Source organism: Enterobacter sp. BIGb0383 (assembly GCF_003751845.1).
Classification (GTDB): domain Bacteria; phylum Pseudomonadota; class Gammaproteobacteria; order Enterobacterales; family Enterobacteriaceae; genus BIGb0383.
In genome coordinates this window covers 236,929-254,146 of the sequence record NZ_RJKQ01000004.1, presented here as the reverse complement: position 1 = coordinate 254,146, position 17,218 = coordinate 236,929, and the positions used below count along the sequence as shown (strand labels likewise).

The 17,218-nt window shown below is 58.4% G+C and carries 11 protein-coding genes and 1 other RNA gene (1 of these 12 cut by a window edge); all 12 read right to left on the bottom strand.

The window, feature by feature from the left end:
- Window positions 1–12: 12 nt before the first annotated feature.
- Window positions 13–492: a cellulose biosynthesis protein BcsD gene (gene bcsD, locus EDF81_RS19205; RefSeq protein ID WP_123349764.1), complete on the bottom strand. Its 480-nt coding sequence runs from the start codon at window positions 490–492 to the stop codon at window positions 13–15.
- Window positions 492–4,529, bottom strand: a complete 4,038-nt coding sequence (locus EDF81_RS19200) for a cellulose biosynthesis protein BcsC (RefSeq protein WP_123349763.1) — start codon at window positions 4,527–4,529, stop codon at window positions 492–494. The genes bcsD and EDF81_RS19200 overlap by 1 nt, the downstream gene beginning before the upstream one ends.
- Before the next feature lie 13 nt (window positions 4,530–4,542).
- Window positions 4,543–6,819: a cellulose biosynthesis cyclic di-GMP-binding regulatory protein BcsB gene (gene bcsB / locus EDF81_RS19195; protein ID WP_123349762.1), complete on the bottom strand. Its 2,277-nt coding sequence runs from the start codon at window positions 6,817–6,819 to the stop codon at window positions 4,543–4,545.
- Entirely contained in the window at window positions 6,816–8,912 is a 2,097-nt protein-coding gene (bcsA, locus tag EDF81_RS19190) for a UDP-forming cellulose synthase catalytic subunit (protein WP_123349761.1), read from the bottom strand. The genes bcsB and bcsA overlap by 4 nt, the downstream gene beginning before the upstream one ends.
- A 13-nt stretch (window positions 8,913–8,925) precedes the next feature.
- Window positions 8,926–9,729 carry a cellulose biosynthesis protein BcsQ gene (gene bcsQ / locus EDF81_RS19185; protein ID WP_123349760.1) on the bottom strand — a complete coding sequence of 268 codons (804 nt, stop codon included), beginning with the start codon at window positions 9,727–9,729 and terminating at the stop codon, window positions 8,926–8,928.
- A complete protein-coding gene (gene bcsO, locus EDF81_RS19180; RefSeq protein ID WP_123349759.1) occupies window positions 9,720–10,184 on the bottom strand; it encodes a cellulose biosynthesis protein BcsO in 465 nt (154 codons plus the stop codon). Before bcsO ends, bcsQ begins: the two co-directional genes overlap by 10 nt.
- A 547-nt stretch (window positions 10,185–10,731) precedes the next feature.
- Window positions 10,732–11,745, bottom strand: a complete 1,014-nt coding sequence (gene dppF, locus EDF81_RS19175; RefSeq protein ID WP_123349758.1) for a dipeptide ABC transporter ATP-binding subunit DppF — start codon at window positions 11,743–11,745, stop codon at window positions 10,732–10,734.
- Window positions 11,742–12,725 carry a dipeptide ABC transporter ATP-binding protein gene (gene dppD, locus EDF81_RS19170; RefSeq protein ID WP_123349757.1) on the bottom strand — a complete coding sequence of 328 codons (984 nt, stop codon included), beginning with the start codon at window positions 12,723–12,725 and terminating at the stop codon, window positions 11,742–11,744. Before dppD ends, dppF begins: the two co-directional genes overlap by 4 nt.
- Window positions 12,726–12,735: 10 nt before the next feature.
- Complete coding sequence (gene dppC / locus EDF81_RS19165; RefSeq protein WP_123349756.1) at window positions 12,736–13,638, bottom strand: dipeptide ABC transporter permease DppC; 903 nt, start codon at window positions 13,636–13,638, stop codon at window positions 12,736–12,738.
- A gap of 9 nt (window positions 13,639–13,647) precedes the next feature.
- Window positions 13,648–14,667 carry a dipeptide ABC transporter permease DppB gene (dppB, locus tag EDF81_RS19160; RefSeq protein ID WP_123349755.1) on the bottom strand — a complete coding sequence of 340 codons (1,020 nt, stop codon included), beginning with the start codon at window positions 14,665–14,667 and terminating at the stop codon, window positions 13,648–13,650.
- A 157-nt stretch (window positions 14,668–14,824) separates the two neighbouring features.
- Window positions 14,825–16,432: a dipeptide ABC transporter periplasmic-binding protein DppA gene (gene dppA / locus EDF81_RS19155; RefSeq protein ID WP_123349754.1), complete on the bottom strand. Its 1,608-nt coding sequence runs from the start codon at window positions 16,430–16,432 to the stop codon at window positions 14,825–14,827.
- Between the two features lie 661 nt (window positions 16,433–17,093).
- Window positions 17,094–17,218: non-coding RNA, RtT sRNA (locus tag EDF81_RS19150), on the bottom strand (it continues 8 nt past the right edge of the window).

The window sequence follows — 17,218 nt, the reverse complement described above, 5'->3', positions numbered from 1 at the left end:
GACAAATTCAACTCACTGCGGGTTATGGTAACGGAACTGCACATCCGTCACGGAGTGAAGACGTTCACGCTGAACCACCACGTGCGCCTGACCACCCTGCTCCTGAAGCCAGCGGGCGTAAAGCCCTTCCAGTATGGCACAGAATGCATTGCACCAGAGGCTCTGGCGAGCCGCGTCATTGCAGGTCGGCAGGGCCTGGTGACGAAGATTCAGACCGCTGTCGTCGGCAACAATATCTACGCATCCCCAGTGAAATTGCGCCAGCCGGGCGTTGATTTGCCCCTCCAGTTCGCCCAGCGTCTGCGGCGTTGACAGCGGATACTCCGCCGCCATTACCGCCCCCATCTGCTGCAGGAAAGGTCTGCTCTCCTGCTCGCCCGCATTGCTCACCATCCCGTCAACCATAATGGTCAGCAGGCTGAACCAGCCCGGAGCGGTTTGCTGCTGCTGAAAATAGCGCATCAGTTCTGGATTCGCCGTCTGTAAGGTCATTAGTTATTCCCCAGCATATAGCGGAAATAGACGCCCGCCGTGCTTTCGTTATAGTTGCCAAAGGTGTCGTAGCCGAGCTTGCCGCCAATGGTCATCTTCTTGCTCACGTTATAATCTGCCCCGGCGCGAACGGTATAGCCAATACCGCTTTGTGAGGCACCGGCATAGCGAGCCTCTTTGGCGAAACCGTTGTCGGCAAGCGTCGTCAGCTGCTCCTGCCAGGCCGATTCGGTCGGGAAATAGTCGCTGCCGTCCTGGGTATAGGACTGATAGCCAACCGAGCCGCCGACGTTAAGCTTCCAGCTGTCGAATTTCTGCGAGAAATCGACCGGCAGCGCGACGCTGACGTAGTTCTGCGGGCTGAAATAGCCGCCCTGGCCGAAGGTGAACTGGCCGAGGTTTTTCGAGAAGTCCATCCAGCTCATGCTCAGGCCGGTCTGGATCTGGCGGTCTTCATCGCGCAGAGGACGCAGATAGACGCCCGCGCTGGCGTTAACGCTGGTGTTACTGGCCACGTTTTCGCCGAGGTAGCTATAGCCACCGCCGCCAACGTAGAACCCGGCATCGCCATCGTCATAGCTCAGCTGCAGCGAGCCGCCGTTCTTCGTAACCTGCCCCCAGCGTTTGCCTGAGTATTTGTCTTCCAGCCCGACGTAAGAGAGCAGGCTGTCGGTCACCGCCCGGCGTTCGCCGATCATGATCAGCGACAGGTAGTTGGTCAGCTTCGGCGACAGCTTCACGCCACCGACCAGCGAACTCAGCTCCTGACCCAGCGGAGTGGTGCCGATATCAAACCGGTAGCTTTCCCCGCCCAGGGCCATATTCAGCTCAACGCCGCTGGCTTTCTGCGAGTCGGTGGTATCTTTGCCCGGCAGGTCAACGTTCGGCTTGTTATTCGAGGCATCAAGATACGCCCGCAGATTGTCACCGCTTAACGCACCCAGTTTTGTCCGACCTGCCAGGCTGGTCAGGTTGTAATCGGTACCTGTCAGAGGACTGGCATTCAGCGCGGCTTCCGCACCAGGGTTGGCAAGGAAGTAGTCGTCGATCTGGGCCTGGGTCATCCCCTCCAGCCGCGTTTTCAGCGCCGTTTGCTCACCTTTCAGAGTGGTATTGAGGTTCGACACGGCATTGGCCAGCGGGTTACTGCCGGAGCGACGCCAGGCATCGCCCGACGCGCTGCCGGAACTGAGCGACATCGGCGTGGCGGTAAATTCAAAGCGCGATTCGCCGAACGGTGAACTGGACCAGGTCAGCGGGGCTTTCGCTTCCGTCAGCTTGCTGGTGCCGGACTCGCCGTCACGGCCGCGAATATCCAGACCGCCCTGCAGCCACATGCCGGTCTTCTGATCCATCGTCTGCATCATCTCATCGACCTGACGCAGCGTCCGGGCCTGAGCGGTCTGCGCGGGGAGATCGGTACGCATCGTGCCCGGCAGTACGCTACCCGGCTCGCGGGCAACCTGATTCACCTGCCACGGCAGCACGCCGGAGGACGCGGTATTCAGGGCGGTATTCGCTTTACGGGTCGTGCCGACAAAGGGATTATCCGCCAGCAGCACGCCACCCACGCTCGGGGTTGCCGCGCTGTTAGTAGACTGTAAGCCCATCAGCTTGCCACGGGCGCTACGCAGCAGGGTCATCGCCTGCTGGTGATTGCCCTTCGCCTCTTCCAGACGCGCCAGCAGCACCAGCCGCTCCGGCGTGTTGTTGCTGCGTAATCCTGCGGCCAGGGACTCGGCCTTCTCAACGTTGTCGTCCGCCAGGGCCACGTCAATCGCACCCGCACGAGCGGCCTGATCGTCCGTATCCCGGGAGAGCAGATAGTTATAGACCTCCCCGGCTTCGGTATTCATTTTGCCGGTCTGATACAGACGCGCCATCGCGAACATCAGATCCGTATTCTGCGGATCCTGCTGCATCGCCCGGACTAAGGTGTCATAGGCTGCCGCATAGTTGCCCTGCTCGCGCAGACGGTCGGCCTGATTAATCACGTCGCCGTTACGCACCCCGGCCAGCTGGGTGGGGGTACTGCGGGCGGCGATTTCCGGGCTGGCAAGAAACGCCTGCGCTTCCTGATTCAGCCCGGCCTGATTCAGCACCGCGACCTGATCGGCATAGTCACCGGCATTCCCCTGCACGCCGCTCCGCATATTGTCGCGCACCAGCGCGACCGCTCCGGTCATATCACCGCTCTGGGCCAGCATCCGCGCCAGCTTACCGGCATCCGCCGGGCTAGCGGGCGGCTGAGAAGTCAGCGCCCGCAGGGTATTACCCGCCGCCAGGCTATTGCCCTGGGCCAGATAACGCTCCGCCGTCGCCATTTGCAGGTTGTAGTTCACCCGCTGCGCCAGAGCGCGGGTTTCACCGTTCTGGCTGGCGGGCGAGATCCGCCCGAGCAGGCTACGCGCCTGCTGCCAGCCGCCGTTTTCGCTGGCAAACAGCGCCGCAGCGTACAGGGAGCTGGCACCGGCCTGCGGAGACATGGCCGGTATCATCACGTTTGCGGCTTCGGCGGTATTACCGCTTTTTTGCAGGGCGCGGGCCAGATCCAGACGCAGCCAGGGGTCGTTCGGCAGCTGCATCACGCCCTGACGCAAAATAGCGATAGCCTGCGCCGTATCACCGGCCGCCAGCGCCTGCTGCGCCTGACGACGAATCGGGTCGCCGGGCAGGCCGCTGACCGCACGCGGCTGCAGCTTCGCCTGTAAACCGGCGGGCAGCGTGCGCAGCATCGCCTGCGCTTCAGCCGTTTTGTTCTGATCCCGCAGGACGTAATAGAGGTTTTCCCGCGCCGCTGCGTTTTGCGGCTGCTGCGAAAGCACCTCGCGCAGGGTCTGCTCCGCCTGCGGATAATCTTTACTGCGGCGCAGTACATCGGCGCGGAACAGGCGCGCTGCCATGCCCTGCTCGCCGGACTGCTGTGCCAGCGGGGTTGACAGGGCCAGAGCCTGGTTTACATCACCCTGCTTCAACGCCTGCTGAGCACCGGCCAGCTGACCGTAAAATGCGGCATCCTGCGCCTGGGTCTGACGCTCGGCGGAGGCGTCGCCACCCAGACTCGCAGCACGACCCAGATACTGCGCGGCGGCCTGATAGTCGCCGCTACGCTGGGCGACGTAGCCCATCCCGGCCAGCGCATCCGCATCTTCCGGGTTAGTTTGCAGGGTCTTTTCAAACTGCTGGCGGGCGGTGAGGTTATCGCCGCTATTCAGGGCATCATAACCAATGCCTTTCGCCATCCCGCCGATGTTCTTGCGATAGTAAGTCTGCAGCTCACTGTCCTGAGGATGACGCTGCAGCCAGGTTTCATAGAGCGGTTCATCCCCCGACTGCGGTCCCAGCCACAGCAGCGCCTGACGCAGACCGCTGTCCGCCTCTTTGCTGCCGTCGGCCATCGGCGCCAGTAGCGCAATCCCCTCGCGACGGGAATCTTCCTGCCAGGTCAGCGCCTTACCCAGTGCAACACGCGCGGCGTTATCCTGCGGGTTTCTCGCCGTCAGGTCGCGCAGAGCAGCAACGCCCTGGGCATAGCTGGCTTTATCGCTGGCCATGGTCAGCCAGTATTCCGCTGCCAGGCCCGCCGGAGGCGTATCGCCATTAAACAGCGTATGCCAGGTGGCAAGCGCCGCCGGGATATTGCCGCTGCGCGCCTGCTGGCGGGCCAGATTTAGCTGTCCCTGCGGAACCTGAGAAACCTGTTTGGCGTTATCCAGCGCCTGCAGGCCACCATCGGCCGGAGCAACCTGCGCCAGCCGCGTCCGCCACTGGGTCGCGGTTTTCAGATCGCCTTTTTGCTGCGCCCACAGCGCCATCAGATAGAGCGCCTGCGCGTTGTTCGGATCGACCATCAGGACTTTTTGCAGCGACTGGGTTGCCAGCTCATCCCGGGATTTTTCATGCCAGTAGTTGGCCTGATCGAACAGCGCCTTGAGGGCGGCGTCGTTTTGCGTTGCCAGCGCCTGCCCCGCCGTCGCCAGCGTCAGGACGCCGGACAGACAGAGCGTGGAGAAACGGCGGGCCGTTTTAATGTTCATCTTTTTCACCCTTTTACTCTCCACCCTGTGGATCGAGGCGCTTCACCGCGCGCTTTTTCAACACCACATACAGTCCCAGTCCGGCCACCATGCTGAAAATCAGGCCGAAGATCGCCAGCAGCATCGGATGCTGGTTGGCGTACCAGACCACCATCATATGGCCCGGCATCTCTCCGCTGGGGAACTGCTGGCCGACGCGGAAACTGCGCACGCCGTTCTCACTGGTAATAAGCGACGCGTCGCCGCGAATACCGGCGTTAATTTTCGGGCTGGTTAAATCATCGTGCAGACGGGCAAGCTGTGCATCGCTGCTGCCGAGGGCCAGCACCACCAACCGTTCGCCGTTCCACGGCGAGCGGAAGCTGACAAACCCGCGCCAGGCTTCATTGGAGGAGAAGTAGCGATCGGCATCGGTAGCGTCGGCGTTCCAGTCTCCGTCCAGCCAGCGGCTGATTTTTTTCCAGAGTGAAACCTCGCGCACGCCAAAGGTGCTGGCGCGGGCCACAAAAGGCGAATCCGCCAGCAGCGCACGGTTAAACTCCTGCTGCTCAAGGCCGCTTACCGCCAGCACGTCGCGGGTACGCAGGAGCTCAAGGCCCGCGCCGCCCGTTGGCATACCCATCACCACGCGGTTATTGTTCAGCGCGGTGCCGGTGGCATTACCCGAACGCGCCGCCAGATTCAGCAGGGTCGCCATCTCGGTTTCCGACGGCTTCGCCGGCAGCAGCAGCACGGTTTGCGAGTAGTCCGCCAGCCGCGAGAACGGGAATGACGCCCCGACAAAGTAAGAGAGATTCGGCAGCAGCGTGAAGTGACGGGTATGGCTCAGGTCAATCCACGAATTGTCGTCGATACGGCTCTTAATATTGTTATTTAACAGCACGCTACAGGGCGCATCCGCTTTCGGCACAATATTGAAATAGAGCGACAGCTGGTTATCACCGTAGATCATGTACGGCGACAGGGGCATATCGAAGGTTTCCTGCCGCGCATCGCCGCCCAGCTTGTGCCACAGACCTTCCAGCGCGCCCTGCTTATTGACCGGCAGGTTATGCAGGAAGGTGTCGTTCATGGTCAGGCTCAGCCGGGAACGATTTTCATCAATCCAGCTTTCCGTCGGGAAGCGATAGTTAATGTGCAGCGGAATGGTTTCCCCGTCCCACAGGAACAGGTCCGGTGCGGCGCGGAAGGCCACCTGCAATGGCTCATGCCAGAGTCCGTTAACGGTCAGGCTTTGATCTTTGCGGATCAGCTCCGACAGCTGCACCGGACGATCCGTCGGGATCCAGCGCGGCGCATCATAAGGTCGGCTCTGCGGGATCGTCTGCGGCTCTACCGCCGCGCTGGCCGTTTGCGGCGCAAAATTACCCCGGGTTAAACGCCAGGCCGCGGCGCGCAGGGCCGTTTCATCTTTTCCGACCACCAGCAGCAGCTTGTAGACCGGGTTCGCCGGGTTATCGATAACCTGCAGCTGCGTGCCGCCTTCCGGCAGTTTCAGCCCGCCAACGGTCTCGCCGGGATGGCCGATCACAATCCCGTTTTTCTCCGGGAGGCGATCCTCTGCGGTCTCAAACGCGATGCCGCGATAGTCCGCCTGAATACCCATCCAGGAAGCGATCAGCGCCGCCGCGCTCAGGGTATCCGCACGCGGAGCCGCAGGGAAAGCAAAGGCCAGGCTGGCCTGGGTCATCTGCATATTGTCAAAGAAGGGGCGCGGGAACTGGCTCAGATCGGCCCCGACGTTCAGCTGCTGTCCTTCGAGGTCGAAACGCGAGTCCGGCAGGATCGTGACCTGATATTTATCGCTTAAATCACGCTGGCACTGCATAGCCTCGCCATCAATGATATTCACGCTCAGGCTGTTGGCCGAAACCAGTAGCGCGCCGGGAACGTCCAGCTGGAAGCGCGACACGTCGCTTTCCGCCGCGCCCAGCGGCACCACGCCCAGCGGCTGGCCGTTAAGCATCAACTGCAGGCTGGCGTTGCGCGTGGCCATCGCCGGAGAGATGCGCAGGTTAAGCGACAGGCGAGCATTGAGGATCACCCGGTCTTCCGGCAGGGTGAAGTCGATCCCGCCCTGAAGCTGTCCGCCGCTCAGCACGATGCCGTGCGGCTGGCCCATTTGCGCCACGCTGATACTGCTGACCGCGGCGGTGAGCGGCATGGCGGACAGCACCGGTGCCGGTAAATTCAGCGGTGGCAGCAGCGCTTCCACCGGGGTTTCTTCGCTATGGAGTCCCGGCGCGAACAGGGTCGCCGCCAGCATCGCCAGAGTTGTCAGACGTTTCATACGCTACCGTCCTCCTGCACCGCACGTGGTGTACGATTCTCGCGACGGAATTTCCACGTCAGCCAGAAGAGGTCAAACACGCTGCGCATAATGGTCAACATCGAGCGGAACGGGTTGTCCTGCGGCATCGGTGGATGAATCCACGCATCGGCGCGGGCCAGCACCACGCGTACCAGCTCACGACGGCGCGCCAGCGGAATATCATGGAACATCAGGCGGATATGCTCATCGTCTGCGCCAACGGTTTTCACCGGAATGCTGATCGCCCCGGACTGCAGCAGCAGCTCAATCTCTTCGATTTCATCGTTCTGATGACGCGCATCCGGCACCGTAATACGGCAGCCACCCATCGACAGATCCGCCGTTTCGCTGCGCGAGGCGATACCGCTGGCGTAGTGGATCAGCACAGGAATCGAGACATCAATACGGATGGTACGGCGCGTCTGACGGGTTTCCCGCGCCACGGCAATCGCCGCCAGCAGGAAGATCAGGCTGTACAGCCCCCAGCCAACGTTCAGGGCAATGACCCAGGGATCGACCCCGAAGTAGTCATGGGCAAAGGCGCGGACCAGACCGGCAATCACCCCTGCAGCCAGCAGCACGGCAATCACCAGATGCGGGCGCACGATACTGAAGTCGAAATAGCCCACGTTCAGCAGGCCGCCTTTGTCGGTGACGTTAAATTTGCCGCGTTTCGGGAACATCATGGTCACGACCGTCGGCAGCACCAGATGGAAGGCCATCACCAGGTCGTAGATCTCGCCCCAGAAGCTATAGCGGTGACGCCCGTTTAGCCGCGAGTTGACGTAAATCGCCAGGAACAGATGCGGCAGCGCGTAGGCAAAGACCAGCCCGGCGGAGGAGTAAATGATGTTCAGGTTGAACAGCAGATAGGCCAGCGGCGCGGTCAGGAAGGCGATACGCGGCAGTGCAAACTGGTAATAGAGCATCGCGCTGAGGTAGCAGAGACGCTGCTGCACGGTCAGTCCGCGGCCAAACAGCGGGTTATCCAGACGGAAAATCTGCGTCATCCCTCGCGCCCAGCGGGTACGCTGGATCACGTGCAGCACCAGGCGCTCGGTCGCCAGACCGGCCGCCAGCGGAATATCGAGGAAGGAGGATTTCCATCCCAGACGCTGCATTTTCAGCGCGGTATGCGCATCTTCGGTGACGGTTTCCACCGCAAAGCCGCCGATCTCTTCCAGGGCGCTGCGGCGGATCACCGCGCAGGAGCCGCAGAAGAAGGTGGCATTCCAGTTGTCGTTACCCGGCTGGATCGCGCCGTAGAACAGCGCCCCTTCGTTCGGGATATTGCGCCCGACGGAGAGGTTACGCTCAAACGGATCCGGCGAATAGAAGTAGTGCGGAGTCTGCACCAGCGCCAGTTTCGGATCCTGAAGGAAGCCGCCTACCGTCGCCTGCAGGAAAATACGGGTCGCCACGTGGTCGCAGTCAAAGACGCAGATCAGCTCGCCCTGGGTCAGCTTCATGGCATGGTTCAGGTTGCCCGCTTTGGCGAACGCGTTGTCGTTACGGGTGATGTACCCCACGCCAACATCGGCGGCAAAGACCGCAAATTCACTGCGCTTGCCGTCATCCAGCAGGTAAATTTTGATTTTATCGCGCGGGTAATCCATGCACTGCGCGGCCAGCACCGTATCGCGCACCACGTCCAGCGGTTCGTTATAGGTCGGAATATAGACATCCACCGTCGGCCAGCGGGTCATATCATCCGGCAGCGGGACAATGCCGCGCTTGAGCGGCCAGACCGTCTGCAGATAGTTCAGCAGCAGCATGATCCAGATATAGACTTCCGCCAGAAACAGGCCGATCCCCAGCAGGGTTTCGATTTCTGAGTTGAAATGCAGAGTCTGGGTGACGCGGAAATACATATAGCGCGTCGACATCAGCACCGACATCACCACCATAATGACGGAGACGCTGCGGCGTTTGCTGAAGCCCATTAAGAAAAGAATGCCGATACTGAGAAAGGCAAAAATATACTGCTTCTGGCTATCCATCGGGGTGATAACCACAAGCGAAGCTACCGGCACCATAACGAGTGCCAGTAGAGAGAACCAAAACTTTTTCATAGGTGATACCGAATTAGAACCCTGACATACCTGGCGCGCTGTGAACCGTGCCATCCCCTACGTTGATATCCAGAATGCAGGCTATCCTTCGGGCAATAAGTTCGATATCAAACGCCGCAGACGACGCGGGGTTAAAATCGAAAATCGCCTGCTGAGAGGCGTTAGCTTCGCTGACGCTTTCATCCCGGTGGATCACGCCGAGCACGTTTTCGCCCAGACGTTCTTCTACTAATGTGGTCACGTCGCGGCTGAGCTGGCGACGGTTGTCACTCTGGTTCAGCACCACGTACTGCCCGGCTTTCTGGTTGAGGGCTTCGCCGGTCAGACGATTGTTTTCAACGTGCGGCAGCAGCGAGAGAGAGGCGGTATCCGCCATCAGGGTCACCAGATGCAGGTCCGCCAGCCGTGAAACGGCCTTCAGTGCAGGCGACGGGCCTGCCGGGAAGTCGGCGATAATAATCAGGCCCGGATAGTTCAGCAAAGAACTCAGGCCGCGACTAAGAAAGTGTTCATCACGGGTCAGGCACTCTTCGAAAGCCCAGCGCTGGGCTTCGCTGACGTCACCGTAGGGCAGGACAAACAGGTTGCTGCCGGTGCTCAGTACCGACTGGCTCCAGTCGGCAGATTCCGCAGCCCGGGCCGCGTAGCCGCGTCCGTCGGTCAACGGCACGCCGAAATGCAGGCGCAGCGCATTCTGCACGTCAAAATCGAGCGCCAGGACTTTGTTACCGGCACGTGCCAGCGCCCAGGCCAGGTTTGCAGCAAGAGTGGTTTTCCCCACGCCGCCCTTCGGAGAACAAACACAAATTAACGGCATGTAGCAATCCTTTCTAACAATGACTGAAGCGGCTGATTCTTTTCAACGGTTCGGGACGTCTCTGCCGGCGGTGCGGCAAAGAGGCGAGAGAAGTTTGTTGGCGGCGCAGGCACGACGACAGGCTCAGGCAAAGGTCCCGTCGCGGGCGCGACAGCGGGTGCAGCCTGCACTGCCAGGGTCTTCACAATAGACGGCGATGACGCCGGTACGGTGGCTGGCGCGGGTGCGGGGACATCATTAAGCACAAAGGTTTGCGGATCGACGGCCTGGGGAATGGGCTGTGTGACATTCCCTCCCTTCGCCAGCGAAACGGTGCCAGGCCCGGTAGCCATTTGGTTCACAATGGACCAGTTACCCTGTTCCCGATTGCGATTTTGTGATGAAAGATCCCTGAAAGTGAGCGTGCTGGTGCGAGTCTTATCCTTAAATCTCTGCAAATCATCATAATGATGCATAGTTATTCTCATGATTTACAAAACAATCACGCCCACTCGCATCGATAAAATGAGAATGTTTTCCCTGGTAGGATGGCGCTTTATTCAATTGCAGATGAAGCGGTACCTTATGGTTTTCACCATAAAGTCCATTTTTTTAGCGTGGTTTATTACTTCCTGAATAACGCACTGCTTATTTTCCGCAAATATATAAACATTAGTGGTACAGACGCTACCTTTTTCTTACCTTTAAAACAGTTAAGCGTACAATCGCAAAACAAACGCAAACAACCAGTTAATTTCGCCATTAAATAACGAATATAATGGAATTTAAATCCATATTAAATCAAATAAAAAGAGTTAAACACCACAGCAAAAAACAGGCAAATTAATTAATTGTTACCCACAGAAATATCCTGAAATATATTTACGATCGCAAATACACGCTGTTTTCACGTTAACCCTTTATTCTGAATGGAGTTATTTCTCTGATTCCCTGTCCGGGAAAGCGGCAAAAAAAAACCGCAGCCACGGGCTACGGTTTTTCTTATTTTAGCGAAACGGAGTTTCAGAGAGCGGGTTTCTCACCGTTTTCATCCTGATCGACCGCGAAACAGGCCACCAGTTGTCCACCGTACTCTTTCAGCTGCGGCTGTAGCTGAGTACAGGTACCGAAGCTACGACGGCAGCGGGCGTTAAAGGCACAGCCCGGCGGCGGATTCAGCGGGCTGGGAAGCTCGCCGGTCAGCTTGATACGCTCCCGGCGCTCGTCCGGGTTCAGGCGCGGTGTCGCAGAGAGCAGCGCCTGAGTGTACGGATGACGCGGGTTACCGAAGATCTGATCCTTACTGCCTTTCTCCACGCAGCGACCGAGGTACATCACCATCACTTCATCGGCGATATGCTCCACCACCGACAGGTCGTGGGAGATAAAGACGTAGGAGAGGCCCATATCCTGCTGTAAATCCATCATCAGGTTCAGGACCTGAGCGCGAACGGACACGTCCAGCGCCGATACCGGCTCATCGGCAATCACCACGTCCGGGTCGAGCATCAGACCGCGGGCAATGGCAATACGCTGACGCTGGCCGCCGGAGAACATATGCGGATAGCGATCGTAGTGTTCGGTTTTCAGGCCGACCTTCGCCATCATCTCCAGCGCTTTTTCCCGACGCTCGGCGGCGCTCAGCGGGGTATTGATCTGCAGCGGCTCTTCCAGAATCTGCCCGACTTTTTTACGCGGGTTCAGAGAACCGTACGGGTTCTGGAAAACGATCTGAATTTTCTGCCGACGCAGTTTCTGCGCCTGCGGATCGTGCTTTAACAGATCCTGACCCTGCCAGTAGAGCTCACCCCCGGTCGGGGTTTCGATCATCGTCAGCAGGCGACCCAGGGTCGATTTACCGCAGCCGGATTCGCCCACCACCGCCAGCGTTTTACCGCGTTCGAGGGTGAATGAGACGCCGTCCAGCGCTTTTACCAGCCGCTCCGGGGCAAACATCCCCTTCTTGACCGGATAGTGTTTTTTCAGGTCGATAGCCTGTAGCAGCGGCTGCTGCGGGGTGGCCTCGTGCGTACTCATAGTGTGGGCCTCCCGGCATCATCGAGTGGGTAGTGACATTTCGACTGACGGCCGTCGCTCAGGGTATTGAGTTCCGGCTCGTCGCTGCGGCAGGTGTCGGTCGCATAGGGGCAGCGCGGATTAAGCAGACAGCCTGACGGGCGGTCGTACTTACCGGGCACCACGCCCGGCAGCGACGCCAGACGCGCTTTATCCTGGGCAAACTCCGGCAGCGCACGCAGCAGCGCCTGGGTGTACGGATGACGCGGCGCACGGAAAATCTCCGTTGCGCTGCCGGTTTCCACCACCTGACCTGCGTACATCACGATAATTTTGTGCGCCGACTCGGCCACCAGCGCCAGATCGTGAGTGATCAGGATCAGCGCCATATTCTCTTTCTGCTGCAGCTCAAGCAGCAGCTCGATAATCTGCGCCTGGATAGTCACATCCAGCGCGGTCGTCGGTTCATCGGCGATCAGCAGCTTCGGACGACAGGCGATAGCCATCGCGATCATCACGCGCTGGCTCATCCCGCCGGAGAGCTGGTGCGGGTAGACGTCAAGACGCGACGCCGGATCCGGAATACCCACCAGGTTCAGCAGGTCAATCGCCCGCTGACGGCGGGTTTTCTTGTTGCCGCCCTGATGCACCTTAATCGCTTCCATAATCTGGAAACCAACGGTGTAACACGGGTTCAGGCTGGTCATCGGGTCCTGGAAGATCATCGCGACTTCAGAGCCCACCAGCTGGCGGCGCTCTTTTTCTGAGATGCGTTTCAGATCCCGACCGTTAAATTCCATGCTTTCCGCCATTACGCGGCCCGGATAGTCAATCAGGCCCATAATCGCCAGAGAGCTGACGGATTTACCGGAGCCGGACTCGCCGACAATACCGATAACTTCGCCCTGGTCCACACTGTAGCTTATGCGGTCTACGGCACGGAACGGGGTGCCTTCGTCGCCGAAGTGCACCGATAATTTATCTACATTCAATAACGCCATCTCGTGCCTCTTACTGCTTCAGTTTGGGGTCAAGCGCATCGCGCAGACCGTCACCCATCAGGTTAAATGCCAGCACCGTCAGCAGGATCGCCAGACCCGGGAAGGTCACGACCCACCAGGCACTTTGTGCGAACTGCAACACGTCGGAGAGCATGGTGCCCCACTCCGGTGTCGGCGGCTGCGCACCCATGCCGAGGAAGCCAAGGGCGGCCATATCGAGAATGGCGTTAGAGAAACCGAGCGACGCCTGAACAATCAGCGGCGCAAGGCAGTTAGGAAGAATATTGACGAACATCTGACGCATCGCACCGGCACCCGCCACGCGGGAAGCGGTAACGTAATCACGGTTCACTTCCACCAGCACCGCACCGCGCGTCAGACGCACATAGTGCGGCAGCGCCACAAAGGTCAGCGCCAGCGAGGCGTTCACGATGGACGGCCCAAAGACCGCCACCAGCACCAGAGCCAGTAGCAGGCTCGGCAGGGCCAGCATAATATCGACGACGCGCATGATGATAGAGTCCACCACGCCGCCGAAATAGCCCGCCATCAGGCCGAGAACCACGCCCATCACCAGGGAGAGCACCACCACCAGACAGCCAACCAGCAGCGACAGACGCGCGCCGTACATCAGGCGCGACATCACGTCGCGGCCTACGTCGTCGGTGCCGAGAATATGTGCCCAGGTACCGCCATCCTGCCAGACCGGCGGAGCCAGCAGCGAATCGCGGAACTGTTCCGCCGGGTTGTGCGGTGCGATCCAGTTGGCAAACACGGCGATGATAATCACCGCCACCACGTAAACCAGACCAACGACGGCACCTTTATTACGCTTAAAGTAGTGCCAGAACTCCTGCAGCGGCGTCATCGGCACCGGTGCAGCGATAGCTTTATTTTCAGTAACTTGTGACATGATGGCCCCTTACTTCTTATGCCGAATACGCGGGTTCACCACGCCGTACAGCAGGTCGACCAGCAGGTTCACCACGATAATCATCGTCGCAACCAGCAGCACGCCACCCTGCACCACCGGATAATCGCGGCGCTGGAGCGCGTCGATCAGCCAGCGTCCCAGTCCAGGCCAGGAGAAGATGGTTTCGGTCAGGATCGCCCCGGCCAGCATCGTACCGACCTGCAGGCCAATCACCGTCACCACCGGCAGCATGGCGTTACGCAGGGCGTGGACCACGATCACCCGCATCCGGGTCAGACCTTTAGCGCGGGCGGTACGGATATAGTCCTCGCCCAGCACTTCCAGCATCGCCGAACGCGTCATACGCACAATCACCGCCAGCGGAATGGTGCCCAGCACCATCGCGGGGAGGACCATATGTGCCAGCGCATCGATAAAGTTGCCCTCTTCGCCCCAGATAGCCGTGTCGATCAGCATAAAGCCGGTCAGCGGGTTAGTGTCGTCAAGGAACACCATATCGCTCACCCGCCCGGATACCGGGGTCAGGTTCCACTGCACCGAGACCAGCATAATCAGCATCATGCCCCACCAGAAGATAGGCATGGAGTAGCCAGTCAGGGCCAGGCCCACGGCGGTATGGTCAAAAATAGAACCGCGTTTGACGGCAGCCAGAACCCCGACGGGGATCCCTACCGACACCGCGAAAATCATGGCGCATACGCCCAGTTCGAACGTCGCCTGGAAGCGCGGTACGAACTCTTCCCATACCGGGAGGCGGCTTTTCAGGGAGATGCCCAGATCGCCGTGCAGAACGCCCCAGATATAGTTGGCGTACTGCTGCCACAGCGGCTTATCAAGGCCCAGCTCGGCCAGCAGTTGCGCATGCCGCTCAGGCGAAAGTCCTCGCTCACCTGCCATGATCATCACCGGATCGCCGGGGATCATATGAACAAAGGCAAAGGTGAGAAGGGTAATACCGATGAACGTCGGAATAACCAATCCCAGACGTCGGAGGATGAACTGCAACATAACCCGGATTCTCTGTAATGACGCACCCCTGGCGAGGTGGGTCTGTATTGCTCACAAATGTAAATTCCCTCTCTTTACAGAAGAGGGTAAGGGCGAGAAGGCTGTTACGCGCTCCTCGCCCCGCCCCTCTCCACAAGGGAGAGGGAATATCTGTTTATTATTCTACAGATACGTTTTCGAAGTGGTGTTTACCTAACGGATCAACCACATAGCCCTTCACTTCTTTACGCACTGGCTCGTAAACGGTGGAGTGAGCGATGATCAGCGCCGGAGCCTGGTCATGCATCACCACCTGAGCCTGTTTGTAGAGCTCGATACGTTTGTTGTGGTCGTCGGTGGAACGCGCCGGCTGAATCAGATCTTCAAACGGCTTGTGGCACCAGCGAGAGTAGTTGGAGCCCTGTTTTGCCGCGTCGCAGCTGAACAGCGTGGCCAGGAAGTTATCCGGGTCCCCATTGTCCCCGGTCCAGCCCATCATAACGGTCTGGTGCTCACCGGCTTTGGCACGTTTCAGGTACTCGCCCCACTCATAGGTCACGATTTTAGCCTGTACGCCCACTTTCGCCCAGTCAGCCTGAATCATCTCAGCCATACGACGCGCGTTCGGGTTGTACGGACGCTGCACCGGCATTGCCCACAGATCGATGGTGAAGCCTTTTTCCATACCCGCTTCTTTCAGCAGCTGTTTGGCTTTTTCCGGATCGTAGGTGTAATCCTTCACATCATCGTTATAGCCCCACATGGTCGGCGGCAGCAGGTTTTTCGCCGGCTGGCCCGCGCCCTGGTAAACGGCTTTGATGATGGCGTCTTTGTTGACCGCATAGGTCAGCGCCTGACGCACTTTCAGGTTATCCAGCGGTTTTTTCTCAACGTTAAAGGAGAGATAGCCCACGTTCAGACCCGCCTGCTCCATCAGGTTGATGTTTTTATCTTCCTTCATGCGCGCGATATCTGCCGGGTTCGGATACGGCATCACCTGGCACTCGTTTTTCTGTAGTTTGGCGTAACGTACAGACGCGTCCGGAGTGATAGAGAACACCATGCGGTCGATCTGCGGCTTGGTGCCCCAGAAGCCGTCAAACGCTTTGTACAGGATACGGGAGTCTTTCTGATACTGCTGCAGCTGGAACGGACCGGTACCGATTGGGTTCAGGTCCAGTTTTTCCGGGCTGCCGGCTTTCAGCATGTTGTCCGCATACTCTTTGGACAGAATAGAGGCGAAGTCCATTGCCAGGTCGGCGAGGAACGGCGCTTCCGGACGGCTCAGCACGAACTGCACGGTGTGATCGTCAACTTTTTTCACTTCGCTAATCAGCTCAGAGAAGCCCATGCCTTCAAAGTATTCATAGCTGCCGCCGGACACTTTGTGGTACGGGTTCTGGTCATTTTTCTGACGATCGAAGGAGAAGACGATGTCGTCGGCGTTTAACTCACGCGTCGGTTTAAATTCTTTATTGTCCTGCCACTTCACGCCCTTACGCAGGTGGAAGGTATAGGTTTTGCCATCCGGGCTGATATCCCACTTCTCAGCCAGGCCCGGAACCACTTCAGTGGTGCCGATTTTAAACTCGACCAGACGGTTATAGATTGGCACGGAGCTGGCATCGTAGGTGGTACCAGAGGTGAACAGCTGTGGGTTAAAGCCTTCCGGCGAACCTTCTGAACAGTAAACCAGGGTTTTAGCCTGCACGCTTGCTGCGACAGTCATTGCCACTAAGCTCAGACCAAGCTTCAGCATCCCTGACTTCTTCAAGGAAATACTCATTATCTTCTGCTCCAATGTGATATGTGTTGTTTACCCTTGCAGGGGGTATTACCGCCGAAACCTTTATTTGTGTTTTGCCCGGTCTGGTCGGTTGTGCCCGAAGGCGTAATGAGAGATGGGGAATCCTTTCACAAGGTTGACTGAGTTGCAGTGCAGATTCTCCTTGAAATGCCCCTCACGCCCTACAATCTGTCAACAGAATGAAGAAACGTCAATACAGGTAACGGGGATTTACAACAAGGGTGAGAATCCGTAAACAAAGATTAAAAAAAGTTAAGGGCGCTATTTGCAGCAGGGAAATTTGTGCTACGCCGCCCATGCCAGAACAATTCGCCACTGATTAGCCTTTCACCAGAGATTCACAACGGTAAAGATTGTGAAAAATTTCTTACATAATGCTGAATATCTGAGCGATTAATACCGTGAACGCTAAAACGCACAGCGAATAATGCTGATGTCATCCATAAGCAACGCGAAAAAAGATTCATTTATATATAAAAAAATACGATGGAAAATGTCAGAAAATAGAGGGCTGGCAGAGCGAAACGAGGGAAAGAGGATTTTTATATTTGTGACTGAAAATAACTTCCCCGGAGGTTCTCATCCTCATTGGGCTTCATATAGCAAAAAACCCAACCTTGCGGTTGGGTCTTTTTGAATTTGGTCGGTGATAGAGGATGACTCGCCACTGCGTGGCTCGCCCTGCGGGCCGTTGCTGCGCAACGTTCTCTTCGCTTCGCTCGAGTCGAACCTCTGCCCCCGGAGGTTCTCATCCTCTTCGGGCTT